This window comes from Caldicellulosiruptor changbaiensis (assembly GCF_003999255.1).
In the GTDB taxonomy this organism is placed as follows: Bacteria; Bacillota; Thermoanaerobacteria; order Caldicellulosiruptorales; family Caldicellulosiruptoraceae; genus Caldicellulosiruptor; species Caldicellulosiruptor changbaiensis.
Genome location: NZ_CP034791.1, coordinates 2,235,984 through 2,261,416, shown reverse-complemented (window position 1 = coordinate 2,261,416; position 25,433 = coordinate 2,235,984). Strand labels below are relative to the sequence as shown.

The 25,433-nt window shown below is 35.2% G+C and carries 23 protein-coding genes and 1 riboswitch; of the genes, 11 read left to right on the top strand and 12 right to left on the bottom strand.

The features are described from left to right. Nucleotides 1-16: 16 nt before the first annotated feature. Nucleotides 17-475 (top strand): hypothetical protein, encoded by a 459-nt coding sequence (locus tag ELD05_RS10990; RefSeq protein WP_127352458.1) that lies wholly within the window; start codon nucleotides 17-19, stop codon nucleotides 473-475. 367 nt (nucleotides 476-842) lie between these two features. Next, nucleotides 843-2,018, top strand: a complete 1,176-nt coding sequence (locus ELD05_RS10985; RefSeq protein ID WP_241243478.1) for a WG repeat-containing protein — start codon at nucleotides 843-845, stop codon at nucleotides 2,016-2,018. 43 nt (nucleotides 2,019-2,061) lie between these two features. Here ELD05_RS10985 and ELD05_RS10980 read toward each other — a convergent pair whose 3' ends face one another. After that, nucleotides 2,062-2,562 carry a hypothetical protein gene (locus ELD05_RS10980; RefSeq protein ID WP_241243477.1) on the bottom strand — a complete coding sequence of 167 codons (501 nt, stop codon included), beginning with the start codon at nucleotides 2,560-2,562 and terminating at the stop codon, nucleotides 2,062-2,064. A gap of 132 nt (nucleotides 2,563-2,694) precedes the next feature. On the opposite strand from ELD05_RS10980, the gene ELD05_RS10975 reads away from it, so the two are divergent. After that, nucleotides 2,695-3,645 carry an ROK family protein gene (locus ELD05_RS10975; protein ID WP_127352455.1) on the top strand — a complete coding sequence of 317 codons (951 nt, stop codon included), beginning with the start codon at nucleotides 2,695-2,697 and terminating at the stop codon, nucleotides 3,643-3,645. A gap of 28 nt (nucleotides 3,646-3,673) precedes the next feature. After that, complete coding sequence (locus ELD05_RS10970) at nucleotides 3,674-4,318, top strand: SGNH/GDSL hydrolase family protein (protein ID WP_127352974.1); 645 nt, start codon at nucleotides 3,674-3,676, stop codon at nucleotides 4,316-4,318. 70 nt (nucleotides 4,319-4,388) lie between these two features. Here the strand turns inward: ELD05_RS10970 and ELD05_RS10965 are convergent, their stop codons facing one another. Genes ELD05_RS10965 through glgB form a run of 5 tightly spaced genes read right to left on the bottom strand, consistent with a single transcriptional unit; the run spans nucleotide 4,389 to nucleotide 12,620 of the window. Beyond that, nucleotides 4,389-6,851: a glycogen/starch/alpha-glucan phosphorylase gene (locus tag ELD05_RS10965; RefSeq protein ID WP_127352454.1), complete on the bottom strand. Its 2,463-nt coding sequence runs from the start codon at nucleotides 6,849-6,851 to the stop codon at nucleotides 4,389-4,391. Between the two features lie 31 nt (nucleotides 6,852-6,882). Further along, nucleotides 6,883-8,316 (bottom strand): glycogen synthase GlgA, encoded by a 1,434-nt coding sequence (gene glgA / locus ELD05_RS10960; protein ID WP_127352453.1) that lies wholly within the window; start codon nucleotides 8,314-8,316, stop codon nucleotides 6,883-6,885. Further along, a complete protein-coding gene (gene glgD, locus ELD05_RS10955) occupies nucleotides 8,313-9,455 on the bottom strand; it encodes a glucose-1-phosphate adenylyltransferase subunit GlgD (protein WP_127352452.1) in 1,143 nt (380 codons plus the stop codon). Before glgD ends, glgA begins: the two co-directional genes overlap by 4 nt. A 19-nt stretch (nucleotides 9,456-9,474) precedes the next feature. Next, nucleotides 9,475-10,650 (bottom strand): glucose-1-phosphate adenylyltransferase, encoded by a 1,176-nt coding sequence (locus ELD05_RS10950; protein ID WP_127352451.1) that lies wholly within the window; start codon nucleotides 10,648-10,650, stop codon nucleotides 9,475-9,477. A 32-nt stretch (nucleotides 10,651-10,682) separates the two neighbouring features. Continuing rightward, on the bottom strand, nucleotides 10,683-12,620 hold the full coding sequence (gene glgB, locus ELD05_RS10945) for a 1,4-alpha-glucan branching protein GlgB (RefSeq protein ID WP_011916352.1): 1,938 nt from the start codon (nucleotides 12,618-12,620) through the stop codon (nucleotides 10,683-10,685). A 380-nt stretch (nucleotides 12,621-13,000) separates the two neighbouring features. Here glgB and ELD05_RS10940 point away from each other — a divergent pair, with 380 nt between their 5' ends. From ELD05_RS10940 to radC, 3 genes are all read left to right on the top strand, one after another. Further along, a complete protein-coding gene (locus ELD05_RS10940) occupies nucleotides 13,001-13,912 on the top strand; it encodes a DMT family transporter (RefSeq protein ID WP_011916353.1) in 912 nt (303 codons plus the stop codon). A gap of 30 nt (nucleotides 13,913-13,942) precedes the next feature. Next, nucleotides 13,943-15,169, top strand: coding sequence for an MFS transporter (locus tag ELD05_RS10935; RefSeq protein WP_127352450.1), 1,227 nt, complete (start codon nucleotides 13,943-13,945; stop codon nucleotides 15,167-15,169). A gap of 75 nt (nucleotides 15,170-15,244) precedes the next feature. Then, nucleotides 15,245-15,937 (top strand): RadC family protein, encoded by a 693-nt coding sequence (radC, locus tag ELD05_RS10930; protein ID WP_127352449.1) that lies wholly within the window; start codon nucleotides 15,245-15,247, stop codon nucleotides 15,935-15,937. 90 nt (nucleotides 15,938-16,027) lie between these two features. Here the strand turns inward: radC and ELD05_RS10925 are convergent, their stop codons facing one another. Beyond that, on the bottom strand, nucleotides 16,028-17,551 hold the full coding sequence (locus ELD05_RS10925; RefSeq protein WP_127352448.1) for a LysM peptidoglycan-binding domain-containing protein: 1,524 nt from the start codon (nucleotides 17,549-17,551) through the stop codon (nucleotides 16,028-16,030). A 173-nt stretch (nucleotides 17,552-17,724) separates the two neighbouring features. On the opposite strand from ELD05_RS10925, the gene ELD05_RS10920 reads away from it, so the two are divergent. Continuing rightward, nucleotides 17,725-18,072 (top strand): nucleotidyltransferase domain-containing protein, encoded by a 348-nt coding sequence (locus ELD05_RS10920; RefSeq protein ID WP_127352973.1) that lies wholly within the window; start codon nucleotides 17,725-17,727, stop codon nucleotides 18,070-18,072. Then, nucleotides 18,053-18,457, top strand: coding sequence for a HEPN domain-containing protein (locus tag ELD05_RS10915; protein ID WP_127352447.1), 405 nt, complete (start codon nucleotides 18,053-18,055; stop codon nucleotides 18,455-18,457). Before ELD05_RS10920 ends, ELD05_RS10915 begins: the two co-directional genes overlap by 20 nt. On the opposite strand, the gene ribH is transcribed toward ELD05_RS10915, so the two are convergent. The 5 genes from ribH to ELD05_RS10890 all read right to left on the bottom strand — a co-directional run bounded on the left by ribH (nucleotide 18,454) and on the right by ELD05_RS10890 (nucleotide 22,498). After that, complete coding sequence (gene ribH / locus ELD05_RS10910; protein WP_127352446.1) at nucleotides 18,454-18,924, bottom strand: 6,7-dimethyl-8-ribityllumazine synthase; 471 nt, start codon at nucleotides 18,922-18,924, stop codon at nucleotides 18,454-18,456. The two genes, ELD05_RS10915 and ribH, sit on opposite strands and share 4 nt — an antisense overlap. After that, entirely contained in the window at nucleotides 18,911-20,119 is a 1,209-nt protein-coding gene (ribB, locus tag ELD05_RS10905; RefSeq protein WP_127352445.1) for a 3,4-dihydroxy-2-butanone-4-phosphate synthase, read from the bottom strand. The genes ribH and ribB overlap by 14 nt, the downstream gene beginning before the upstream one ends. A gap of 5 nt (nucleotides 20,120-20,124) precedes the next feature. Continuing rightward, nucleotides 20,125-20,703, bottom strand: a complete 579-nt coding sequence (locus tag ELD05_RS10900; RefSeq protein WP_127352444.1) for a riboflavin synthase — start codon at nucleotides 20,701-20,703, stop codon at nucleotides 20,125-20,127. Then, nucleotides 20,696-21,811, bottom strand: a complete 1,116-nt coding sequence (gene ribD / locus ELD05_RS10895) for a bifunctional diaminohydroxyphosphoribosylaminopyrimidine deaminase/5-amino-6-(5-phosphoribosylamino)uracil reductase RibD (protein WP_127352443.1) — start codon at nucleotides 21,809-21,811, stop codon at nucleotides 20,696-20,698. The genes ELD05_RS10900 and ribD overlap by 8 nt, the downstream gene beginning before the upstream one ends. A 122-nt stretch (nucleotides 21,812-21,933) precedes the next feature. Further along, a riboswitch (FMN riboswitch) is annotated at nucleotides 21,934-22,062 on the bottom strand. A 73-nt stretch (nucleotides 22,063-22,135) separates the two neighbouring features. Then, complete coding sequence (locus ELD05_RS10890; protein ID WP_127352442.1) at nucleotides 22,136-22,498, bottom strand: hypothetical protein; 363 nt, start codon at nucleotides 22,496-22,498, stop codon at nucleotides 22,136-22,138. Between the two features lie 261 nt (nucleotides 22,499-22,759). Here ELD05_RS10890 and ELD05_RS10885 point away from each other — a divergent pair, with 261 nt between their 5' ends. Further along, nucleotides 22,760-23,746: a LacI family DNA-binding transcriptional regulator gene (locus ELD05_RS10885; RefSeq protein WP_127352441.1), complete on the top strand. Its 987-nt coding sequence runs from the start codon at nucleotides 22,760-22,762 to the stop codon at nucleotides 23,744-23,746. A gap of 44 nt (nucleotides 23,747-23,790) precedes the next feature. After that, on the top strand, nucleotides 23,791-25,299 hold the full coding sequence (gene xylB, locus ELD05_RS10880; RefSeq protein ID WP_127352440.1) for a xylulokinase: 1,509 nt from the start codon (nucleotides 23,791-23,793) through the stop codon (nucleotides 25,297-25,299). Nucleotides 25,300-25,433: the final 134 nt, after the last annotated feature.

The following is a 25,433-nucleotide window of genomic DNA, read 5'->3' as shown; positions in this document are numbered from 1 at the left end:
TAGAGATTTAAAAAATATGAGTGATGAAAAGAAGAGTTTTTATAACAATCGGAAAATTTTAAATATCAAGGAAGAGACAAAGTACTATCAAATAGAAGTGAAGAAAAGTAACTCTAAAAGTAAAGAGATAAAAAACGAGAATCAGGATAATGAGTATGAAACAAAAATTATTGAAATTACAAAATCTGATTTTGAAAGACAGGTTTTTCAATTAAATGAAAAAGTAAATGTTAATATTAACGCAAGTAACACTGATAGTATTACTTTATCATGGGTTAAGATGACCACAAAAATTGCCCTACTTGAGGGTGATGAATATGTTGTGACAAATGATATATCATATTTTGAATCAAATGGTTTTTTACAACCAGTAAATACTCATATTATAGGAATAGGAGTAGGTGCTAACTATTCTGTGATTAAAGATAGCGAATATTTAAGACACGAATATACATATTATACTCTTCTAATTTAGGTATCTATGAGCCCGGTCAGTATGATTATTACTGGACGGCTTATGAGAAAAGTGCGCAAGGGTACGCATTTGTTATCCAAACGTACGAAACTCAAATTAATAATAAAGCTTTTATGGCTTTAGGAATTAAAGCAAATGTATCAAATACAACTGTAGTCGATGCATATGGACATTATACAAAGTATACAAAGAGTGTAACACCAAGTATTTCGTTTAGTATAAATGGTGCTTCCATAGATATAACTCCGACTACTAATTTAACAAAAGCACCTAATACTCATGTTCAGCTTTATAGATAATGGAGTGAATTTCAATGATGTATGTAAGAAATATTCAATTCCTGAAAAAAGTTTTTTTCTCCTTATTTATGATAATAGTAGTTTTATTTCTTGCAATTAATACAGTTTCTTACTGTCAAAAAAATAACATTCGCTTTGTAAAAATAGAAGAAGAATATATTGTTGACGATTTTTCTTATTTTTCTGAAGGAAAGATTATAACAAAGTATAATGGAAAGTACGGTTACATTGACTCCAATGGAAAGAAAGTTACAGATTTTGTATATGATAAGGTTATTCCCTATATTAACGGAATTGCTAATGTTTGTAAAAACGGAAAATGGGGATATGTTGATGAAAAAGGCAATGAGCTGATTTCTTGTAGATTTGATAGTTTAGGGATCAAGTTTGGAGATGGTTTTCTTCAAAAGAAAGGTAATAAGTGGTATTTTGCACAACCTAAAGAGAGAAAGGTAAGTATATTTAAAGTTAATTATGATCTCATAAGAGGTATGAGTGAAGGTTTTTCTGCTGTTAGGAAAGGCTCAAAATGGGGGTATATAAATTCTAAAGGAGAACTTGTTATTCCTCTAAAGTTTGATGATGCAGGAGATTTTTTAGAAGGAATTGCACCTGTCAAAATAAATGGGCAATGGACTTATATTACCACAAAAGGAAGTCTTGTGAACAGAGAATTGTTTTTCAGGGGTGTATCTTCGTTTTATATGGGGAGAGGAATTATTAATAAAGATGGTAAATATGGAGTTGTTGACAAAAACGGTAAAATTATTATTAAACCAATTTACTCGTGGTTAGGGTTTCCAATAAACAAACTTTTTCCGGCAAGTGTTGGGAATAAATCCGGAGTATTAGACATGAATGGAAATACTGTAGTTGATTTTGAATATGATTCTATAGGATATTTTTTTGATAATTTAGCACTTGCACAAAAAGGATCTAAATTTGGATATGTAGATTCACAAGGAAAAGAAATAATTCCATTTGAGTATGATTATGCGACTGATTTTAATAATGGTTTAGCAATTGTTCAAAAAGGAGATTATTCAATGGTTATTGATAGGAAAAATAATACAAAAGTTGAAGTTAAAAAACCTTACTTCTTTTTAAATATTTCTGAAGGGATAGCGGTTGTAGAAAATAATAGAAAGTTGAAAGGGTTTTATATATTTAGAGAGCTAAATAACAAAAAGATTGATAATAACAATATAAAGTTATACTATCAAAATCTCAAGTTTTACAATTAAATATTAGTGTATAGGGTTTCTCACTCCATACAAGATGTTTATTTTAGAAGGTTTTAGATATTGATTTATGGATTAATTTGTCTACTACTAATACCAGATAAAACACCAAACCACTGATTGGAATGCCAAAAAGGTAGAAGAAATTTTTTGTTTCAATTATTTTTAAAATGGAAATAATTACTGCTGTGCAACAAGATATTAATAATGCTATTTTAGTTAGGTTCCATGGTCTTGTAAAGTCAGGTTTTGTTTGGACTCCAAATTGTTTCCATATATCTTCAAATCCATACCTTCCTATAAGCAATGCTAATTCGGGTAAAAACAAATAGACAATTATAACACTTAACATCAATAGCAGACCGCCAAATGATTTGTTAATAATGGAAAGAATAGTACCCCCAATAAAGCCAATAAAGGCAGGGACTAAAACAAAATATTTAAAAAAGACCTCAAATATTTTACCTATTAACTTCATAGCTTCTCCTCTATTATGTTGCAAATTTTTCTTCATAATATCAAAAAAAACAATTCTTGTAGCTAACAAAAAATATTTAATTTTTATGCAAACTTATTATGCAAAATATCTAAAAATAAAGACTAAAAAGTATATTTTACTTAATCTCTTTTTGTTGATATAATAAAATCAAAATCTTAAGAATTGGAAAGGAGAGAGAAGGTGTATTACATAGGAATTGACCTTGGGGGAACAAACATTGCAGCAGGAATTGTTGATGAAGAAGGGAAAATCATAAAAAAAGGGGCTGTTCCGACAGGTGCGCACAGGCATTACTCAGAGATATTAAAAGACATGGCAGATCTGAGTTTAAATCTTGTAAAAGAGTGTGGGCTTTCTTTGGATGACATTCACTCAGTTGGTATTGGAAGCCCCGGCACACCTGACAATGAAAAAGGAATGATTCTCTATAGCAACAACATTGCTTTTTTGAATGTTCCTATGAGAGAAGAGATTCAAAAATACATTCCAAAGCCTGTTAACATAGAAAACGATGCAAACTGTGCAGCATATGGTGAGTATATAGCAGGTGGTGCAAAAGGCACAAGGATTTCTGTTACAATCACATTGGGAACTGGCATTGGCGGGGGAGTTATAATCGATGGAAAAATATACACTGGGGCACATCATGCAGGTGCAGAGCTTGGGCATATGGTTATTTGTGTTGATGGTGAACAGTGTACATGTGGTAGGAAAGGGTGCTGGGAAGCGTACGCATCTGCAACAGCTCTTATTCGAATGACAAGAGAGGCTGCTGCAAGGGATATAAACGGCACTATCATGAAACTTGTAGGTGGCGATATTTCTAAGATTGATGCAAAAACAGCTTTTGATGCAAAGCGAATGGGAGATAGCGTTGGTGCAGCAATTGTTGATAAGTATGTAAAATATTTAGCAGAAGGGCTTGTAAATGTTTGCAATATATTTGAACCAGAGGTAATTTGTATTGGCGGAGGAGTTAGCAAAGAAGGTGAATACCTGCTTGGACCGGTAAGAGAATATGTTTACGAAAAATTCTATTGCAAGCAAATAACACCTCCTAAAATAATTCCAGCTGTCTTAGGAAATGATGCAGGTATAATTGGTGCTGCGTTTTTGGCAAAGCAGATTTAAAGAACTTATAAAAGAAGGTGAGTTTTTGATGTTAATTGAAAAAGGCTCAAAACTTCTTTTTATTGGTGATTCTATCACAGACTGTGGAAGGGCAAGACCAGTTGGCGAAGGCTTGCATTGGAACAATTTGGGCAGCGGGTATGTTTCTCTTGTTTCAGCTCAGCTTCTTTCAAAGTATCCTGAAAGCAAAATAAGAGTTATAAATATGGGTGTTGGAGGAGATACAGTAAGGCATCTCAAAGCGCGCTGGCAGACAGATGTTTTAGATTTAAAGCCAGACTGGCTTTCTATAATGATTGGTGTAAATGATGTTTGGAGACAGTTTGACAATCCACTTATTCCAGAGTGTCATGTGTATTTAGATGAGTACAAATCTACCTTGGATGATCTTATAAACTTGACCAAGCCAAACTTAAAAGGGCTTGTTTTGATGTCACCATTTATTATAGAGGACAACAAAGAGGATGCAATGAGAAAGAAAATGGATGAATACAGGTTTGCAATGAAAGAAATAGCACAAAAACATGGTGCCATTTTTGTGGATGTTCAAGAGGCTTTCGATAGATTTTTAAAATACTATCATTCATATGCACTTGCGCTTGACAGAATCCATCCAAATCTCACAGGCCATATGATTATTGCCAATGCGTTTTTAAAGGCTATAGAGTTTTAAATAAACAAAAAAGGCAGGCCCGTTATAACTTTAAATTTTTTGCCTGCCTTTTTTAAGTTTTTATGCAGGTTTAGTCTGGAATTTCAATTCTTTTTATATGCCAAATTTCATCAGCATATTTTTGAATTGTATTGTCACTTGAAAAGATTCCAGAGCTACCTATATTGATTATCATCATTTTTCGCCAGCGCCTTGTATCTCTATAAAGCTTATCAATCTTCATTTGAGCTTCATGGTAAGAGTCAAAATCCTTCAGTACAAAGTACTCATCGTTGTATGTTATCAAGTGATTGTAAATGTCCATAAACTCATCCTTTGGCACATCAAAGAAGTTTCCAATCAGCTGGTCAATGAGTTTTCTAATTCGCAAATCCTTCTGGTAAAGCTGAGAGCTACTGTATCCACCATTTTTGTAATAGTCCAGAACCTCTTCTGCCAAAAGTCCAAATATCACGATATTCTCATCACCCACAGCTTCTTTTATTTCAACATTTGCACCATCCAAAGTTCCTAAGGTAATTGCTCCGTTCATCATAAACTTCATATTGCCAGTACCAGATGCTTCTTTTGAAGCTGTTGAGATTTGCTCTGAGACATCAGCTGCAGGAATAATCTTTTCTGCCAACGACACACAGTAGTTTTCTAAAAATACAACCTTTAACTTGTCTTTTACATCTGGGTCTTTGTTGACCTTTTCAGCGATGGAATTTATGAGTTTTATAATCTTTTTGGCAAGGATATAACCAGGTGCTGCTTTTGCAGCAAAGATAAATGTGCGAGGGTAGATATCCAAAGAAGGATTTTCCTTTAACATATTATAAAGATGCAAAATGTGCAGTGCATTTAGAAGCTGGCGTTTGTAGGCATGAAGCCTCTTTGCCTGAATATCAAAGATTGAACGTGGGTCAACAACTATGTTGTACTTGTCTTTTATATACTTTGCAAGCTTTACCTTGTTGTTGAATTTAATGTTGCTACATAGCTCTTGGGTGAGTTTGTCATCTGCAAAGTCTTTGAACTTTAGCATAAGCATGGGCTCTTTTATCCATCTGTCTGTCTGCAAAGTTTCAGAGATGAGTCTTGCCAAATCCGGGTTTGCTTCAACCAGCCATCTTCTGTGGGTAATACCATTTGTTTTGTTATTAAATTTTTCTGGATATAACGTGTAAAAACATTTTAAAACTTCATTTTTCAAAATCTCTGTATGAAGTTTGGAAACGCCATTTACAGAGCTGCTGCCAATAACAGCCAGGTGTGCCATGTTTATTTGACCATCTTGGATTATAGCGACATTACAAACTTTTTGCCAATCGCCATTTGTTTTTTCAAGCATTTCACTGCAGAATCTTCTATTGATTTCCTCAATAATTGTATATATTCTTGGAAGAAGGGTCCTTACCATGTCAATTGGCCACTTTTCCAGAGCTTCAGCCATTATTGTATGATTTGTATATGCAACAGTGTTAGTAGTAATCTCCCACGCCTCTTCCCAGCCCAAACCCTCTTCATCAATCAAGATTCGCATAAGTTCTGGAATGACAAGTGCTGGGTGTGTGTCGTTGATTTGTATCATTACATAGTTTGGAAGTTCATATATAGGCTTTCCTCTTTTTTTGAATGTCCTGATAATACTTTGAACCCCGGCTGACACAAAGAAGTATTCCTGTTTTAAACGAAGAATTCTATTTTGTTCGTTTGTATCATCAGGGTATAAAACCTGAGTTATAGATTGTACCATGTACCTGTATTCAACAGCCTTTATATAATCACCTCTTGAAAACGATGCAAAATCAAATACATTTTCAAAAGGTTCAGCACTCCATAACCTCAACGTATTAACAGTGTTACAACCATAACCAATTATAGGGATATCATAAGGGATTGCCCATACAGGCTCATAGTTTTCATGGAAGGCTTTCAGTTTTCCATCAACAATGTCAAAACGCACTGTTCCACCAAACTTTACAACGCAGGCTCTATAGCTTCTTTTTACCTCCCACACATACTCTTCTGAAAGCCAGTTGTCAGGTACTTCCACCTGATACCCGTTTTGAATCTTCTGCTCAAAAAGACCATAGCGGTATCTAATACCATTTCCATGACCGGGAAGACCCATTGAAGCCATTGAGTCCAAAAAACACGCAGCAAGTCTGCCCAAGCCTCCATTTCCAAGGCCCGGCTCTCTTTCTGCCTCTTCAATCTCTTCAAGTGAAAGTCCAAGCTCATTTAGTGCTTCTTTGCACACATCACGAATTCCCAAGTTGATTAGATTGTTAACAAGAAGTTTGCCAAGCAAAAACTCAATAGAAAAGTAGTAAACTTGTTTAACATCGTTTTGTTTGTAGTGTTTATTTGTTTTTAGCCATCTTTCAAATGAATATTCCTTTATAACCTCACCAAGCGCAAGGTACTGCTGGTATGTTGTTGCTTCTTTTGGGTCTATGGCAAAAAGTGAAATTATCTTTCGCTGAAAATCATTCTTTATCTTCTCTTTGAGTTCATCTTTGCTAAGTCCTGCAATTCCACCAATCATTTGAAGCTTTTCCTCCTGTTTTTTTTAAGATTTATTTTAGGAGCTGTTCATAAACTCTATTGTACTCTATTGCTGAGACATTCCACGAATTGTCTCTTGTCATTGCTTGATAGACAATAGACCTCCATTGATGTTTATCTGAGTAAATAGACAGTGCGTACTTTATAATAGCAAAAAGCTCTGCTGGGTCATAGTTTGCAAATGAAAATCCCCAGCCTTCACCTGTAAACTGATTATAAGGTTTTACTGTATCTTTAAGCCCACCAGTTTCTCTCACAATCGGCACAGTTCCATATCTCATAGCAATGAGCTGGGATATTCCACAAGGCTCTGTCAAAGACGGCATTAAATATATGTCAGATCCAGCATAAATTTTTCGTGCAAGTTCTTCACTGTAGCATATGTTTGCAGAGACCTTAGATGGGTATGCTACAGCATAGTGTTTGAACATCTGCTCATAGTGATAATCACCGGCCCCTAAGATAACAAGCTGAACAGGCAGTGTCAAAAGCCTGCTTAAGATTCTCTCAATAAGATCAATTCCCTTTTCCTTTGTCAGCCTTGAGACCATACCGATGAGTACAATATCATCTGAAACGGGCAAGTTTAACATCTGCTGGAGTCTAAACTTGTTTTCCTTTTTACGCCTCTCAAACGTATTTGCATCATAATTTACAAAAATAAATTTGTCTGTTGCAGGATTGCAAACTTCATAGTCAATTCCGTTAACAATGCCTACTAATTTTTCTCCAATTCCAGACAAAAGTCCATGTAGTCCTTCGCCGTGTGAAAGTGTCCTAATTTCATTGGCATATGTTTTACTAACTGTTACAACTTTGTCTGCAAAGATAATACCACCTTTTAAAAATGAGATTGCATCATAGAACTTGAGTTTGTTTTCGTCGAAGTATTCATCGGGCAAAGAAAGAAGGTCATACATGACCTCTTTTGGGAATACTCCTTGATATCTTAGATTGTGTATTGTAAGTACTGTTTTTATCTTTTGGTGCTTTGGAGAGTGACTGTAATGAGCTTTTAGCAAGACAGGAATTACACTTGTGTGCCAGTCGTTTACATGGATTATATCCACATCAAAGTCAAGATGATAGATAGCTTCACAAACTGCTCTTGAAAAGTAAGAGAATCTCTCACCATCATCATAATACCCATAATAACCTGGCCTTTTGAAGTAGTATTCATTGTCAATAAAGTAAAACGGTACTCCCTCAAAATTGAGATATTCAATTCCACAGTATTGATTTCTCCATCCAACAGGAACAGTAAAGTGGCAAAGGTGTTTCATTTTTGTTGTATAATCAGAGGGAATATCACCATACTTTGGCATAATTACTCTTACATCAACACCGAGCTTTCTGAGGGCTTTTGGCAAAGCGTATGCAACGTCTGCAAGACCTCCTGTTTTTGCAAACGGAAATGCTTCTGCCACAGCAAAAAGTACATTCATACTCTTTTCACCTCTTTTAGAACACTTAAATCAACTTCACTATGTTTTTCCATTACAAGAGGATTTTTGTTATGTCCAATCAACGTGGCGTTTGAGTCAATCACAACATTTTTGTCAAGAATTACGTTTTTTAAAACTGCTCCGCTTTTGATAATACACTTTGGAAATATTATACTATTTTCTACCACTGCATCTTTTTCAATTACAACCCCACGCGAAATTATGCTGTTTTTTACTTTTCCTTCAATTAAACAGCCATTTGAAATAAAAGAGTTTTCAACCTCACATGTAGAAAAGTATCGAGTTGGTGGTGAGTCGTTGGATTTTGTGTAAATAGGTCTTTCTTTTGAAAAAAGCTCTGATTGAATATCAACGTTTAGCATATCCATAGACACCTTGAAATATGAAGATATTGAATTTATACATCCAACGTATCCTTTGAACTCATAAGCATTTACATTCATATTTTGGACGTTTTTGTACACAAAATCCCTAAACGAACCACAATTGCCGTTTTCCAAACAGCCTAAAATACATTCGATTAAAAATTCTTTGCTAAGCAAAAACATGTCCAAGGAAATATTAACAAGTGTGCGCCTCCCAATGTTCTTCCCAACTCCCACGACCTTTGAGTCTTGGTCTAAAATCAGGGTTGGTGCGTCTAAGAAAAGATCATCTTCATTGGTTACCTTTTTGTAAACAACTGTAATATCAGCATTTGACTCTTCATGGTATTTTGCAACTTCTTCAAAGTCAATATTACAAATCATGTGCGATGAAGTAAATATCACCATTTCTTTTTTGCTGCGAAGCAAGAACTCCATATTGCTTTTCAAAAGCTTTATATCACTGATTGAAGGTGGATCATAAGAATAGTTAAAGATGTAAAGACCATCTACTTTTCTATTTAAATCCCATGGCTTGCCTGTTCCCACATGATCAATAAGTGACCTTGATTTGGTTGGAGCTAAAATTCCAACATTTGTGACACCTGCATTGACAAGGTTTGAGAGGACAAAATCAATTGCTCTATATCTTCCAAAAATAGGAATTGAACCTAAAGGCCTTGTTGCAGTTAAACTTTTTAATTTACTATCGTTTTCTGTAAGGCTCACAATGCCCAAGTAATTTGTAAGCATTTTAATCTCCCCCAAAATTTTATTCTAAAATTAAATTTGAGCTTTGGTTTTTATTCTCAGGAACAACAGCAATTTTACCGGGCTTTCCTTTCACAATGCATCCTTTTGAAACCTTTGCTCCAGAGCATATAATTGCATTTTCAACAACCGCACCCTCTTCAATGTGGCTGTTACTGAGAATTACAGAGTTTATAACCTTTGCATTTTTACCAACGTAGACATTGTAAGACAGAACCGAGTGGTAAACCTCGCCCCAGATGCTACACCCCTCAACTATCATGGACTTTTTCACATTTGCACCTGGGGCTATGTACTGAGGAGGATAGGCAATTGATGAAGTATATACCTTAAACTCATCATTATAAAGGTCTAAACTGCAGCTGGGAGCATCTATTGGACAGCTTTCGTTCAAAAGGTCCATATTTGCCTCCCAGTATGACTCAACCGTTCCGACGTCTTTCCAGTATCCTCTAAAAGGATAAGCAAATAGTTTTTCACCACCTTTTAACATCTTGGGGATAATATTTTTACCAAAATCATGGTCAGAATTTTCATCTTTTGCATCTTCTTTCAAATATCTTTTGAGTTTTTCCCAGTTAAAAATATAAATACCCATAGATGCAAGGTTGTTCTTCGGATGCTTTGGCTTTTCTTCAAATTCGTAGATTCTATTATCTTCTTTGGTGTTCATGATACCAAACCTTGAAGCTTCTTGTATTGGCACCTCAATACACGCAATTGTCACATCAGCCTTTTTCTCCTTGTGGAATTTGAGCATTTCTTGATAGTTCATAGTATAGATGTGATCGCCTGACAGTACTAAAAGATACTCTGGTGAGAAGAGTTCAACAAAGTTCATATTTTGATATATAGCATCTGCAGTTCCTTTGTACCAGTTTCCACCACTGTCATTTGTGTGAGGTGGCAGGATGTAAACACCGCCTTTTGTGCGGTCCAAATCCCATGCAGTTCCAATTCCGATGTGACAGTGCAGTGTAAATGGCTGATACTGTGTCAAAACACCGACAACGTCAATTGATGAGTTTGTACAGTTGCTGAGAGTAAAGTCTATTATTCTGTACTTTCCTCCGAACTCTACCGCTGGCTTGGCATTTGCTTTAGTAAGTTCTTTTAACCTGCTTCCTTGACCACCTGCCAAAATCATTGCTATGATTTCACGTTTAAGGCCGTTCATCTTGTCCAATCACCTCTATTTGTATAACAATTTTATTCATCTGTAGCTTTTTCTTTTGTATCTTCAAAAAGCTCAACTGGTTTGAAGATTAAACATGATAGAGATGGTAATCTAAATTCAATGCACTGGGGGTATCCATGCCAAACTTCATCAATAGTTTTTAATTTTTCTGTGTTTACTATATTATTACCACCAAATTCAGCTTTATCACTGTTAAATACTTCCATATATATACCCTTTCTTGGCACACCTATTTTGTAATTTTCATATGAAGCAAGACCAAAGTTACAAATAACAACAAGGAAATCATCAGGGTCTTTTGAAAATCTCAAGTATGAGATGACACTTTGCTCCCAGTTGTGAACATCTATCCATCTAAAACCATCCATTTTGTGGTCAAGTTCCCATAGAGCTTTATTCTCTAAGTAAAATCTATTTAAACTTTTGACATAATGCTGAAGCATTCTATGCATGGGATAGTCCAAAAGCAGCCAATCCAATGATGCATAAAATCTCCATTCTATGAACTGACCAAACTCACTGCCCATAAAAAGTAGCTTTTTGCCCGGATGTGTGTACATATAACCATAAAGAAGTCTTAAGTTTGCAAACTTTTGGTTATATTCTCCTGGCATTTTATCAAGCAACGATTTTTTCCCATGTACAACCTCATCATGCGAAAATGGCAGGATGAAGTTTTCTGAAAAAGCATACATTATGGAAAATGTCAAGAGGTTGTGATGATATTTTCTTTCATCTGGGTAAAATTGCATGTATTTCAGCGTATCATTCATCCATCCCATGTTCCATTTATAGTTAAATCCCAAGCCACCATCATAAGTAGGGTATGTAACAAGTGGGAAGGCAGTAGACTCTTCCGCAATCATTAGAATATTTGGATATTTTGAGAATATTGCCTTGTTGAGCTTTTTTATAAATTCAATTCCTTCTATGTTTTCATGCCCGCCATATCTATTTTTCTGGTTGTTGTTCATGTAGATAATGTGAGAAACAGCATCTACCCTTATTCCGTCAATGTGATAAATATCGAACCAGAACATTGCACTTGAGATTAAAAAGCTTTGTACCTGCGGCTTTGAAAAGTCAAATGTAGCTGTGCCCCAAGTGTAGTTTTCTCTCAAAAGCTCATCTTCATATTCATAAAGAAAAGTCCCGTCAAATCTGTAAAGCCCATGCTCATCTTTGCAAAAGTGAGCAGGTACCCAATCGACAATAACCCCAATTCCATTTTGGTGCATAATGTCGACAAAGTACATAAAGTCTTCAGGACAGCCATAACGTGATGTTACAGAAAAGTATCCTGTTGGCTGGTATCCCCAAGACATGTCCAAAGGATGCTCCAAAACTGGCAAAAGCTCAATGTGTGTGTAGTTCATTACTTTAAGATAATCAACAAGCATGTGAGCAAGTTCACGGTAATTATAAAATTCACCAGCTTTTTCTACAGTACCATCCTTTTTCATTTTCCATGAAGCAAGATGAACCTCGTAAATATTGATGGGTTTGTCATAAGGAGGGGTAACCTTTCTTTTCTCCATCCACTCATGGTCATGCCATTCATAGTCTGGAATGTTTTTGACAATTGATGCTGTGTTAGGTCTGACTTCTGAGTAGATTGCATAAGGGTCTGCTTTTAAAACTCTTTTTCCGTCAGCACCAATAATCTCATATTTGTAAAGCTCACCTTCCAGAAGCCCTTCGACAAACAGCCACCAAAACCCGCTACCATGTACTCTCATCATCTTGTGATTTTTGCCACACCAATTATTAAAGTCACCTACAACAGATACACTTTTTGCATTTGGTGCCCAAACACAAAAGACAGTACCAACTTTGCCTCTGTAATTTACAACCCTGCTTCCTAAGAATTTATAGCTTTCAAAATGCTCACCTGCTTCAAATCTTTTAATATCAGACAAATATATTGTAGATTTTACTTTTTTTATCATCAGTTTTACCTCCACTGATAGGAATTTGAGGGGTAAAATAAAATTTGCACAAAACACAGAAGAAATTAAATACAAATTAGAATAGTAAGGTTGCTAAAAATTTTTACGCCTAATTATATAAACCATACAAAACACACTTTGATTATAACATTACTGTAAAATTAAAGCAATAAGAAAATCTTTTCTCTAATTTGTTTATACCCATAAAACAGAGCTTTAAATTTGATTTTGACTTGATTTATGTTGAGGGCTATAATAGTTATAAAAATGTAACTATTAATTTTTTAACCCAAGCTTTGATAGTTACAATTTTTTCAATAACTTATAAGTTGATAACTATAAAATGTAAAAATTTGTCAAAAAGAAGGAGTGTTTGAGATATGGAAAAAGGAATCTTGTATTTGATGATTACTCTTATCTTTTTCAGTTCTTATGAGGTTGTTGGAAAAACCTTAGCAGGCATGGTGAATCCATATCAGCTGAACTTTATCAGGTTCTTTTTTGGTGGGCTTATTCTTTTGCCAATTGCAATAAAAAATTTACAGGGCAAAAAAATTAAGCTTTCTAAAAGAGACATATTTTTTCTTGCTTTAATCGGTATAGTTAATGTAGTAATCAGTATGTCATGTTTACAATTAGGAATAAATATCACAAAAAAGGCAAGTTTAGCAGCTGTCATATTTAGTTCAAATCCGTTATTTGTAGCATTGTCAGCACATTTTATTTTGAACGAAAGATTGAATATACGAAAGATTATAGGGATGATAATTGGTATTGGAGGAATTGTAATAGTATTTTATAAGGATTTAATCATTGGCAAAGATTTTATTAAGGGAATTCTTCTTTTGATTTTGTCTGCAATAACATATGGAGTTTACACAACTATGGGGAAGAAGTTTACACAGAGAAGTAGCAGTATAATCATGAATTCGTTTTCATTTTTATTTGGAAGTATATTTTTATTGCCAATAATTCTGCTTAAACGTTTTTCTCTATTTAGTATGCCGCTGAAAGCTATATTTCCAATGTTTTATTTGACCTTTTTTGTCACAGGGATAGCTTATTATACATACTTTTTAGGTCTGACATATACAAGCGCAGGAGCTGGTTCTATGATATTCTTCTTAAAACCTATTTTGGCAAGTATATTTGCAAGTATTTTTCTTTCTGAAAAGATTTCTATAAACTTAATTTTAGGGACATTGGTAATACTTTTAGGAATTGGAATTGTCCAGTTTGCAGATAAAAAATCTTTGAAAATCTTGAGTAAAGAGCATCCAGTTAAACCTTAACAAAATCTTGACGAAGGGAGTAGGCTCAAGGTGGCAGCATATATTGATGTTAATAATCCATTTGCAGCTTTGAAATCTAAAAATTTTAGATATTTTTGGATAGGTCAATGTATTTCATTAATTGGAACATGGCTTCAAAATACAGCTCTTTCATGGCTTGTGCTTACTCTGACAAAGTCAGCATTTTTAGTCGGTCTTTTTAATGCACTGCAATTTACTCCTCAATTATTTTTGTCTTTATTTGCTGGAGCAATTATTGATCATTTTCCAAAGAAGAAGTTATTGATTATAACTCAAAGCTTGCTTATGATAGTAGCTTTTTTACTTTCATTTTTGATATGGACAAAGGTGATAAATTATCCTATCTTGCTTGTATTTGCTTTAGCTTTGGGGATTATAAACACCTTTGATATGCCAGCACGGCAGTCATTTGTAATTGAACTTGCTGGTCAAGAATTGCTAATTAATGCTGTTGCTTTAAACTCACTGAATTTTAACCTTGCAAGAGTGATAGGTCCTGCGATAGCAGGCATACTTCTCAAAAATGTTGGAATGAGTGTATGTTTTTTTCTCAATGGACTGAGTTTCATTGCAGTTTTAATAGGGCTGTTTTTGATTGACGTTGGTCTAAAACCTTTGAATGAGACAAAGAGCAAGGGAATGTTAAAAGATATTTTGGAAGGTCTAAAATATACTAAAAATAATAGAGTTATACTTCAAACTATGATATTGATTTTAATAATGAACGTTTTCATTATGAATTTCAATGTATTAATACCATTGTATACAAAATATGTCTTACATAAAGATGAAGCAGGTTATGGTTTTTTGCTTTCTTCGATGGGCATAGGTGCTCTTTCAGGTGCACTTTTTGTTGCCTCTACAAGCAGAAAACTTGATTTGAAAAGATTGTATTTTTCATTAGTGATGTGTTCCTTGATTCTCATTTTTATAGGAATAAATAAAGATTATAAACTTTCTTCTTTTCTGTTTGCGGCGGTAGGTTTTTTCATGATATTGTTTACAACAACAGCAAATTCAACATTACAACTATCCTCTGCTGATGAGTACAGAGGAAGGGTAATGAGCTTATATACCTTAGTTTTTGCTGGTACAACCCCTATTGGTAGTTTGATTGCAGGGACATTTGCTCAGATTTTTAAAGTTGGTGGGGCATTTGTGATATGTGGTATTTTTTGTTTTGTGCTATTTATATTGGAATACTTGATTTTTGAAATTATTTTTGCTAAAGCTTGAAAAGATATATTGAGGAAATGTACAATATAATTAAAAATTGGTTACTTCTTTAAATTAATGGTGGAGAAAGATAGGATGAATAAGAATATTCACGAGGGGCACAGGCAAAGATTAAAAAGAAGATTTGTTGAAGAAGGTCTTGACAGTTTTGAAGACCATCAAGTTTTAGAGCTTCTTTTGTTTTTCAGCATTCCAAGAAGAGATACAAACGAAATAGCACACAGGTTAATTTCTACCTTTGGAAGTATTTCAAATGTATTTGAAGCTCATCCAAAGGAGCTTCAAAAAGTAGAGGGAGTTGGTGAAAACTCTGCTATTTTAATCTCTCTTATATCCCAAATAGCAAGAAGGTATCTTGCTGATAAAACGAAAAAGACATTTCAGCTTAAAAATGTAGAAGTAGCAGCAGAGTACATAAAAAGTCTGTTTGTGGGAAGAAAGAATGAGGTATTCTATGTAATATGTTTAGATACTCAGTTAAACGTTATTCGTTCTGTGCCACTTTTTGAAGGGACAGTAAAAGAGGCTGTTGTTTATCCACGAAAGGTTGTTGAGTGTGTTTTGCGGTATAATGCAAGCAGCGTGATTTTGGCTCACAATCATCCAGGTGGTTCTGTAAAGCCTTCCATGGATGATATCAAGACAACTCAAAAGATTGTAAATGCTCTTTCGACAATAGGCGTTGCTGTCAATGACCATTTTATAGTGGCAAAAGGTGAATACTACAGCTTTGCGCAAAATGGGATGCTTCCAGAGCCACAGATTTAATCTTGTTAAGATGAAAATAAAGCGCTTTAACAAAATAGGGCTGCATATATGGATTTTACATTTTTATGCAGCCCATTTTTAGTAATTTTTTTACCTAAGCCCTGCAGCAATCGAAACTGTCAGTTGATGCTGAGGGTCAATTTGACCATCTTTGTGACGAAGGCCGTTGAATGTATACACATCAAAGTGTCCATTCATTCCATTTACAATTGTATCAAGGTTTGGGCCATAACCATATCCACCGCTTCTGCTTGCTACATTTTGGTTGTAAGGCACACCATCTACTCCTGCATGTGGCATACCAGAAACTGACACAGCTATTCTTCTTCCTTTTACTTCGAGTATGAACGGACGTCTTTCCCAACTCCAGCTGCCACCAAATATCTCTTTCATAATTTGAGTGTCTTTAAAGCTCAAGGTTTCAACATCTGCATGGCTTGCACCCATTGTTCTTTTTGCAAAAAAGTACTTTCCTGTCTGGATGTCAATAAACTTACCAACACTGCCTATAGGGAATACATAATTGCCTTGTGAAAACCAATCAAGCATTTCGACGCCATTTTCGTTTGAATGCATAGCAACTGTATGAACCGGCACTTTTAAAGTTTGTCCTGCATAGATATATGAGTTTTGGTTTAGATTATTTGCCTGCATAAGTTCATAGTCTGGTATTCCAAATTTTACTGCAATCGACCATATTGTATCTCCACTTTGCACCTTGTAGTATGTATAGCTTACATAGTCACCTGAAGTATCAACAGGTAGAAAGGAGTAAAAGTAGCTGCTTGGTTTTGAGGTATCTGCAATGTCTTGCTTTATATCTACTGCCCATATTGAAACATAGCCAGTTCCTTTCTGTGTGGAAATTTTATAGAAATCTGCTTGCTTTCCAATAACATTTACAGTTTGCCCTTGAGTAAGATAAAATAGGTTTTGCGAAGATGAAGAAGGCGCAGCTTTTACGTACGTCCACCACTTTATTGTTCCAGTAATTTGAGCCAAATTGAGGTTCACTTTTTTTACAATTAGCTTTTGTCCCACATAGAGTGTATCATTTGTAAGATTATTAAAGTTCTTTATAGCTTCAACAGATGTTCCAAACGTTTGTGATAATATCCAGAGTGAATCACCGCTTTGAACACTGTAGACTATGTAGTTTCCGTTTGGCTTGAATATCATCCGCTTTCCGGATGTATAATGACGAAATTCAAGCAAGTTTAAGTAAGTTTTGAAAGTAGAGTAAGGAACACAGATTCTATTTTGTATTATTTGCATCGGTCCTTCCATATAAAAGTTTTTTCCATTGAACATAACAACATTGCTATCCAGTTTGAACATAAGTTCATTTTGGTCAACGATAAGCTTTGATTTGAGAAAGTTATAGTCTTTTGGATCAAAAGAAAAACTTCCACCAAGTATCCTTGAAAGTTCATAGGGTGATAGGTACTCTACTGAGCTTTTGTTAATAATGGTGATGTAAGATAGCTTGCCATTTGAATCAAAAAACAGGGCCTCTTCTTTTTTAATATCAGAGGCAAGCGAAGGAGAGACTATGACTAAGGATAAGACTGTTGCAGTAGCAACAACCAACCAAAACCTTAATAGCCTTTTCATAAAAACCCCGCCTCTTTCAAAAGTTTTAATATATTTTCATTATAAAGCCAGGTTTTTATTCAGCTCAAATGAAATACTTTACAAAGTGACTGAGTGGCTAAAGATAACTTGTAAACTTTTACATAAGTTTTGTGGTATACTAATAATTGAAGAAACAATAGGAGATGATTGCAATGCCGGCAATCTCGGTTCTCAATAGTTCTTTGAAGAATGAGTTGGATAGAATATTGAACATAATTATTGAAAATTTCAATCCTGAAAAGGTGATACTGTTTGGGTCAATGGCAAATGGAAATTTTAATGAATCAAGCGATATTGACTTGGTGGTGATAATGCCTACTAATCTTAGGTTTATAGAGAGATTATTACATCTTGCGCAGACTGTAAAACCTGAAGTACCTGTAGATTTTTTGGTCTATACTCCAGAAGAGGAAGAAGAATTTATAAAAAATAACCATTTATTTTACACAGAAGAAATTTTAAAAAAAGGAGTTATACTCTATGAAAAAGGGAAAAACTGAATTTGAACAATGTGTAATGTATGCAGAAAATGATCTAAAAGCTGCTCAAGAACTGTTAAACTCAAAACTTTATAATATAGTATGTTTCCATTCTCAGCAGGCAATTGAGAAATATTTGAAAGCGTTTTTGGTATATAATGGTGTAAATCCACCCCGAACACATAGTATAGTAAATTTAATAGAGATGTGTGCAAATATTGAAAAAGATTTTGAAAAATTTAAAGAAGAGGCGCGCATAATAGATGTTTTCTACATTCCCTCAAGGTATCCTAACGCGCCTCTTGGAAGCCTTCCGGATGGTTTGCCGAACAAAGATGATGCAGAAAGAGCATTTGAAATTGCTCAAAAAATTTGTCAATTTGTAAAAAATCTATTGCCAAATTAAGATTCAGAAATATTTTTCATCAAATTTGCCATCTCCAGGGCAGAGAGAGCTGCGTTAAATCCTTTGTTTCCTGCTTTTGTACCCGCTCTTTCGATTGCCTGGTCGACTGTGTCACATGTCAGAACACCAAATATAACTGGAACCTCTTGTTCTAAAGAGACGTTTGCAATGCCTTTTGATACTTCTGCGCTTACATACTCAAAATGTGGTGTGCTACCGCGAATTACTGCACCAAGTGCAATTATTGCATTGTATTTTTTTGACTTTGCAAGCTTTTTAGCAACAAGTGGTATTTCAAAAGCACCTGGTACATAATACACATCAATATTTTCACTGTCAACATCATGCCGAGAAAGACCATCCAAGCACCCTTTTAAAAGTTCATCTGTAATAAATGAGTTAAATCTTGAGACCACAATTGCAAATTTCAAATCTTTTCCACAAAAGCTTCCTTCAAAAGTTCTCAAAGCCATCCTCTCCTTTTATTAAGATTTCATGCTTTTTCTTTAATATTTTCGAATGTATATATTTCCTGTTATATGGATTTATCACGATTGGAATAGATATTCTCTTTAAAATCTCAATTCCTAAGTCTTGCAAAAAAGAAACTTTTTCAGGATTAGATGTTGCAAGATTTATTCTTTTTACTCCAAAGAACCTTAAAATATGCAAAGCATCAAAATAATCTCTCAAATCGTCGTCAAAGCCAAGTAGATTGTTTGCCTCATAGGTATCAAAACCTTGCTCTTGAAGTGCATAAGCTTTAATTTTATTAGCAAATCCAATTCCTCTTCCTTCCTGGTCAAGGTAAATGAGCATGCAGTTTTTATTCTCTGCCATAAACTGCAAGAAAAATTCAAGCTGCTGATGACAGTCGCACCTCAGGCTATGAAAGACATCTCCTGTTTTGCACGAAGAGTGTATTCGGACATTTACAGGCTGGCTTGGGTTAAAAGTCTGGTTTATCAGCACAGCATGTTCTTTTTGCGAAAAATAGTTTTTGAAAGCAAAAATCTTAAACTTTCCATACTGTGTGGGAAACTCTGCTTCAGCTTCTTTTTGGACTGTGGGCCGGTTTAATAAAATATATTTTTCAATCTCATCAATTGTGGTAATAGGTATTGAAAATCTCTTTGCTAAATTTTTTACATACTCTTTGTTATGACTATCTCCTTTTTCGTCTAAGATTTCAATCATCACTGCAGCAGGAAAAAGCTCTGAGATTCTGCAAAGTTCAACAGCAGCTTCTGTATGACCTTTTCTTGCAAGAACACCTCCTTCATGAGCAACAACAGGATTTACATGCCCAGGAATTTTAAAGTCAGAAGCCGTTGCGTTTGGATTTGCAAGCTCTTTGCTTGTTTTGCTTCTCTCTTTAGCAGTTATACCTGTTTTTGTGTCTTTGTGGTCGACCGTAACTGTAAAAGTGCAGCTGTTTTTAGTGTTATAAGGAACGTATAAATTCAAGCGCCTTTGAATTTCTTTGTCTATGGCAACACAGAACATTCCCTTAGCGTGATTCAAAACAAAGCTTATTTTATCTGGTGTTGAAAACTGAGCAGGCAAAATTAAATCTGCTTCATCTTCACGGTTTTGGCTGTCAAATACTATAACAAATTCTCCATTTTTAAAACTTTCTATTACATTTTTCAAGCCGTACATTTATATCACCTCAAATTTTCTTTCACAATCTTTGCAATGTAGTCAAATTCAATGTTTACCCAGCTACCTACTTTTTTGTACTTCAAGGTAGTGTTTTCAATAGTGTGTGGAATCAAAGATATTGTAAAGTATGTGTCAAAGACATCTACAACTGTAAGAGAAATACCATCAATTGCAACAGAACCTTTTCTGATAACAAGCCCTTTAAAATCTTCAGATGGTTTTATTCCAATTATTCTACTTTTTCCCTGAATTTTTTGCATGCAGATTGTGCCAATACAGTCAACATGACCAAGCACAATGTGACCGCCAATTCTGTCTCCCATCTTCAAAGCAGGCTGCAGATTAACAGGCATCCCCTCTTTTAAAAATTTAAGTGTGGTCCTTTCAATTGTCTCAGGTGACAGGTCAAAGTCAAAAATTCCATTTGAAATATTTGTAACTGTCAGGCACACACCATCAACTGCTATGCTGTCACCAATTTTTGCATCTATCTTTTTCACTTCTATATTCAGCTTTACAATATCTTCAATTTTTCTCATTAGAACAACCCTGCCAACCTCTTCAACAATGCCGCTAAACATAACTTATATCTCCTTCAATAATAGTAGAGTTTTTAAATGTTGTAACTTTTGTATTTGCAAGCTTTGGGAAAAACTGTTCAAAGCCTTCTGCACCAACTACACCTTTTGTGTTCTGTCCACCTATGAAAACATTGAATATCAATGAATACCAGTAATCCGCAATTCTTTGCTTCAAAAGAGAAAAGTTAAGAAAGCTTCCTCCCTCAACAAGGACTGATACTATCTTTTGCTGTGCAAGTTTTGAAAATGCATCAAAAAAGTCAAGATGACCATCTTCTGATGACTTTGCAAAGATTATTTCTATTCCTTTTTGAGAAAGAAGTTCTATTTTTCGGGCATCATTAACATTTTCACTGCACACAATGTAGGTAGAATACTTGTCAGAGGTTTTTACAATATTGCACTCTAAAGGAATTCGAAGGTTTGAATCAAGCACAACTCTTATGGGCTGCCTTACAATCTGGCCATACCTTGCATTTAAAATTGGGTTATCTGAAATTACAGTATTTACAGAGACTAACGTGGCCATATATTTTTGCCGAAGACTGTGCACAAAGATGTTTTCGTCATCTGTGTTAAACAAAAATCGCTTATTTGAAGGTGTTGCAATTTTGCCGTCAATACTCTGGGCAACTTTTATGGCAATGTAGGGAATACCATTTTTCATGTATTTAAAAAATTCTTTGTTCACACTTTCTGCTTCTTTTTCTAAAATGCCTTCAACAACATCAACTCCGTGCTGTTTTAAAATTTGTATGCCCTTGCCATTGACAAGGGGATTTGGGTCTTTGGTGGCAACCACAACTTTTTTAATGCCACTTTTTATGATTGCGTCTGTACAAGGTGGCTGTTTGCCAAAATGACAGCAGGGCTCTAAAGAGACATACATTGTTGCATTTTTGAGACTATAGCCATTTTTTATTGCATCCTCGATTGCTAAAACTTCAGCATGTTTTTCACCGTACTTTTGGTGATATCCCTTTCCGATTATTATTCCGTTTTTTACAATCACGCATCCAACTCTTGGGTTTGGCAGCACCAAAGGAGAAGCTTTCTTTGCAAGCTCAAGTGCCATATTCATGTAATAGCTGTGCGAAAGAGACCTCAAAAGTATCCTCCCCTCTGACAGAAATTTATACACAAAAAAATTAAAGCCTCGAAAGTGTTTTTCCACCTTCGAGGCTTGCAAGCTCGTGTTTTATGATGTATAAGAAAATCTTCCTTACACATCCACTCCTTCTCCCATCCGGACTTTAACCGTTGGCACCGGAATTCCACCGGTTCTGCAAAAGCCAAAAAGGCTTTTGCTCGCGGGCTATTACCGCCAGTGGGGAATTTCACCCCGCCCCGAAGGATGGACTTTTACCATTAGCTTATATTCGATTTTATACTTCATTATATTCATAAGTTTTCAAAATTTCAATAGCAAAATTTACCTTATATAAACTTTGTAGACTACAGCAAAGCTTAAGGCCAGTAATGGAACGCCAAGATAAATCAGTTCGAATTTTTTGCTTGTAATTCCTACAATCAAAAACACAATTATACTCAAAATTATACCAAATGCTAAAAATATGCCTAAAAATTTTTTAAAATACTTTCGTGAATCTGATTTTATAAAAAGAGGGAAGAGAATAAATTCTATCATTGCAATGAAGAATATAGCTAAAACAATGGTTCCCACTGTGTAAAAAGCATTTTTTTCAAGAATTGAACTGATTACTGAGCCAATTGTTGATAATATAGCAAGCAAATAGAATAATATTCTATAAATTCTAATTAGTTTTTCATTCATTTAAAAATCCTCCTTCGAAGCGTTTAAAAAACTTCTGCTGTATTATGTTTGCTTCCATTTTATTTAAAATAAAAAATTTCCGCAATTATCAATATCACTTTTTTGTCCAAATTTTTTAGTATCCTAAGATATCATTTATTAATTTTTGTTGAAAAACTAACTACCAATATGATAAAGTATATATCAAAGAATAATCGAAATCGCTTACAACTCATGTATTTGATAAAACTAAAAAAAGCAAAATGAAAGGAGGCAGAGTATTTGCCGTCAATTGAGGATGTTGCAAAAAGAGCTGGTGTTTCAAAAGCAACTGTGTCAAGAGTTATAAATGGAACAGCGAATGTATCTGAGAAAAAGAAAAAGGCTGTTTTGGAAGCTATTAAAGATCTAAATTACACCCCAAATGTAACAGCCAAAAATTTAGCAAGAAGGAAGACAGACACAATAGGAATCATAATCCAACAACTCAGCAGTTGGTTTTACAGTGAGGTTGTAGGTCTACTCAACCAATATATAACCCAGCGGGGATATGGCGCTATATTTTGTCAATTGATAGACAATATTGACTACTTCAAATTCTTGGTGGGGAGAGTGGATGGAGTTATAGTTTTTGGATATAAAAGTATTGATAAGCAAGCACTAAAGCTTTTGCATGCTAACAATGTTCCAGTTGTTCTTGCTGAGAACAACACTAAATTTACAAATGTTCCGAGGATAAATGTAAACAACCTGCAAGGTGGCTACATTGCAACAAAATATCTTATCGAGAAAGGTTGCAGGAAAATCGTACATATATCAGGTCCGCTTGAGTCTTTTGAAAGTATTGCAAGGTATGAAGGATACAAAGCAGCTTTAAGAAACTTTGGAGTAGAATTTGATCAGAGACTTGTCATCGAGGGAGATTTCATGTTTCAAAAAGCATATGAAAATACAAAAAAGCTTTTAAAGAATAAAAAAATAGATGGTATATTTGCAGCGAATGACCTTATGGCATATGCAAGTATGTATGCATTGGATGAGATGGGGATTTCTGTTCCAAATGATGTAAAGGTAGTCGGATTTGACGATGTGGATTTGGTAGGGCTTCAGCTCAGCAAAATGCCCAAACTTACAACAGTTCGCCAGCCAATTGACCTTATGGCAAAGACAGCTTGTGATATTCTTTTTGAAAAAATAGATGACCCGACCAAAAAATTCGAAAGTGAATATATTCTTGACACTCAGCTTATAATAAGACAGTCTGCATAAATAGATTTTTAATATAAAAAATCAAGAGAGGAAGGTGCATCTGAATGTATTTTATTGGTATTGATGTTGGAACATCTGGTACAAAGACCATATTGACAGACTCAAAAGGAAATATTTTAGCCTCAGCTACTTTTGAGTATCCTCTTTACCAGCCACAGATAGGCTGGGCAGAGCAAAACCCTGAAGACTGGTGGGAGGCAAGCGTAAAAGGAATTAAAGCTGTGCTTGAAAAGTCAAAGGTAAACCCCGAGGAAGTCAAAGCTGTGGGACTTACTGGGCAGATGCACGGGCTTGTGATGCTTGACAAGAACTACAACGTTATAAGACCGTCAATCATCTGGTGTGACCAGAGGACAGCAAAAGAATGTGATGAGATAACCGAAAGAGTGGGAAAGGAAAGACTTATAGAGATAACAGCAAACCCTGCTTTAACAGGTTTTACTGCTTCTAAGATATTATGGGTTAGAAATAATGAACCGCAAAATTATGAGAGGGTTTATAAGATATTACTTCCAAAGGACTATATAAGATTTAAACTCACAGGCGAGTTTGCAACAGATGTATCTGATGCTTCTGGTATGCAGCTTTTGGATATTAAAAATAGGTGCTGGTCTGATGAGGTGTTGCAAAAACTTGAAATAGACAAAGAACTCTTAGGTAGAGTGTATGAATCACCAGAAGTGACAGGCACAATATCAGAAGAAGCAAGCAAAATAACAGGTCTTGCGAAAGGAACACTTGTTGTTGCAGGTGGAGGAGACCAGGCAGCAGGTGCTGTTGGAAATGGAATTGTAAGAACAGGTGTTGTGTCGTCAACAATTGGCTCATCCGGTGTTGTTTTCGCACACTTAGATGACTTTAGAATTGACCCTGAGGGCAGAGTTCATACGTTTTGTCATGCTGTGCCCGGCAAGTGGCATGTTATGGGCGTGACGCAGGGTGCAGGGCTTTCTCTGAAGTGGTTTAGAGACAACTTTGCACACATCGAAAAGGCTGCGTTTGAGTTTATTGACAAAGATCCTTACATTTTGATGGACCAAGAGGCAGAACTTGCAAATCCAGGCGCAGACGGACTTGTTTTCCTGCCATATTTGATGGGGGAAAGAACGCCCATTTTGGACCCGTACGCAAAGGGAGTATTCTTTGGGATAACGGCGAAACATACACGAAGAGAGTTCATTAGAGCTGTCATGGAAGGTGTTGTATTTTCACTTAAAAACTGTCTTGATATTTTGTTTGAGATGGGCATCGATGTAAAAGAGGTGAGAGTCTCTGGCGGTGGTGCAAAGAGCAAGCTCTGGAGACAGATGCAGGCAGACATATTTGAAATGGATGTGTGGACGTTAAATTCCAAAGAAGGTCCTGCATTTGGTGCAGCTATCTTGGCGGCTGTTGGAGCAGGAGAGTATACTTCAGTTGAAGAAGCGTGTGATGCAATGATTCAAAAAGTAGATGTTTGCAGGCCTAATCAGGAATTGTTTGATGTTTACAGAAAGACTTATAAGCTATACAATAGTATATATCCGCGAGTAAAGGATTTGTTTAGGCAATAAATTCACTAAAAGCAACTGAACTTGATGGAGAATTCAAAAAAAGAAGGGGGCTATAAGCCCTTTTTTTGCTATTTTTCTTAAAGGAATTTTACGAGATTTGTCGAAATAAATAGTTGTGTGAGTTTTTTGACAGG

Bases quoted from the DNA above. Each gene is read 5' to 3' on its own strand.
- ELD05_RS10965 (WP_127352454.1), bottom strand. From the start codon at position 6,851: ATGATTGGTGGAATTGCAGGACTTAGCAAAGATGAACTCAAAGAGAAG.
- ELD05_RS10990 (WP_127352458.1), top strand. From the start codon at position 17: ATGAGTGATGAAAAGAAGAGTTTTTATAACAATCGGAAAATTTTAAAT.
- ELD05_RS10985 (WP_241243478.1), top strand. From the start codon at position 843: ATGATAATAGTAGTTTTATTTCTTGCAATTAATACAGTTTCTTACTGT.
- ELD05_RS10890 (WP_127352442.1), bottom strand. From the start codon at position 22,498: ATGAATGAAAAACTAATTAGAATTTATAGAATATTATTCTATTTGCTT.
- glgD (WP_127352452.1), bottom strand. From the start codon at position 9,455: ATGCTTACAAATTACTTGGGCATTGTGAGCCTTACAGAAAACGATAGT.
- ELD05_RS10925 (WP_127352448.1), bottom strand. From the start codon at position 17,551: ATGAAAAGGCTATTAAGGTTTTGGTTGGTTGTTGCTACTGCAACAGTC.
- ribB (WP_127352445.1), bottom strand. From the start codon at position 20,119: ATGTACGGCTTGAAAAATGTAATAGAAAGTTTTAAAAATGGAGAATTT.
- ELD05_RS10940 (WP_011916353.1), top strand. From the start codon at position 13,001: ATGGAAAAAGGAATCTTGTATTTGATGATTACTCTTATCTTTTTCAGT.
- ELD05_RS10950 (WP_127352451.1), bottom strand. From the start codon at position 10,650: ATGAACGGCCTTAAACGTGAAATCATAGCAATGATTTTGGCAGGTGGT.
- ELD05_RS10915 (WP_127352447.1), top strand. From the start codon at position 18,053: ATGAAAAAGGGAAAAACTGAATTTGAACAATGTGTAATGTATGCAGAA.
- glgA (WP_127352453.1), bottom strand. From the start codon at position 8,316: ATGAATGTACTTTTTGCTGTGGCAGAAGCATTTCCGTTTGCAAAAACA.
- ELD05_RS10970 (WP_127352974.1), top strand. From the start codon at position 3,674: ATGTTAATTGAAAAAGGCTCAAAACTTCTTTTTATTGGTGATTCTATC.
- ELD05_RS10920 (WP_127352973.1), top strand. From the start codon at position 17,725: ATGCCGGCAATCTCGGTTCTCAATAGTTCTTTGAAGAATGAGTTGGAT.
- xylB (WP_127352440.1), top strand. From the start codon at position 23,791: ATGTATTTTATTGGTATTGATGTTGGAACATCTGGTACAAAGACCATA.
- ELD05_RS10900 (WP_127352444.1), bottom strand. From the start codon at position 20,703: ATGTTTAGCGGCATTGTTGAAGAGGTTGGCAGGGTTGTTCTAATGAGA.
- glgB (WP_011916352.1), bottom strand. From the start codon at position 12,620: ATGATAAAAAAAGTAAAATCTACAATATATTTGTCTGATATTAAAAGA.
- radC (WP_127352449.1), top strand. From the start codon at position 15,245: ATGAATAAGAATATTCACGAGGGGCACAGGCAAAGATTAAAAAGAAGA.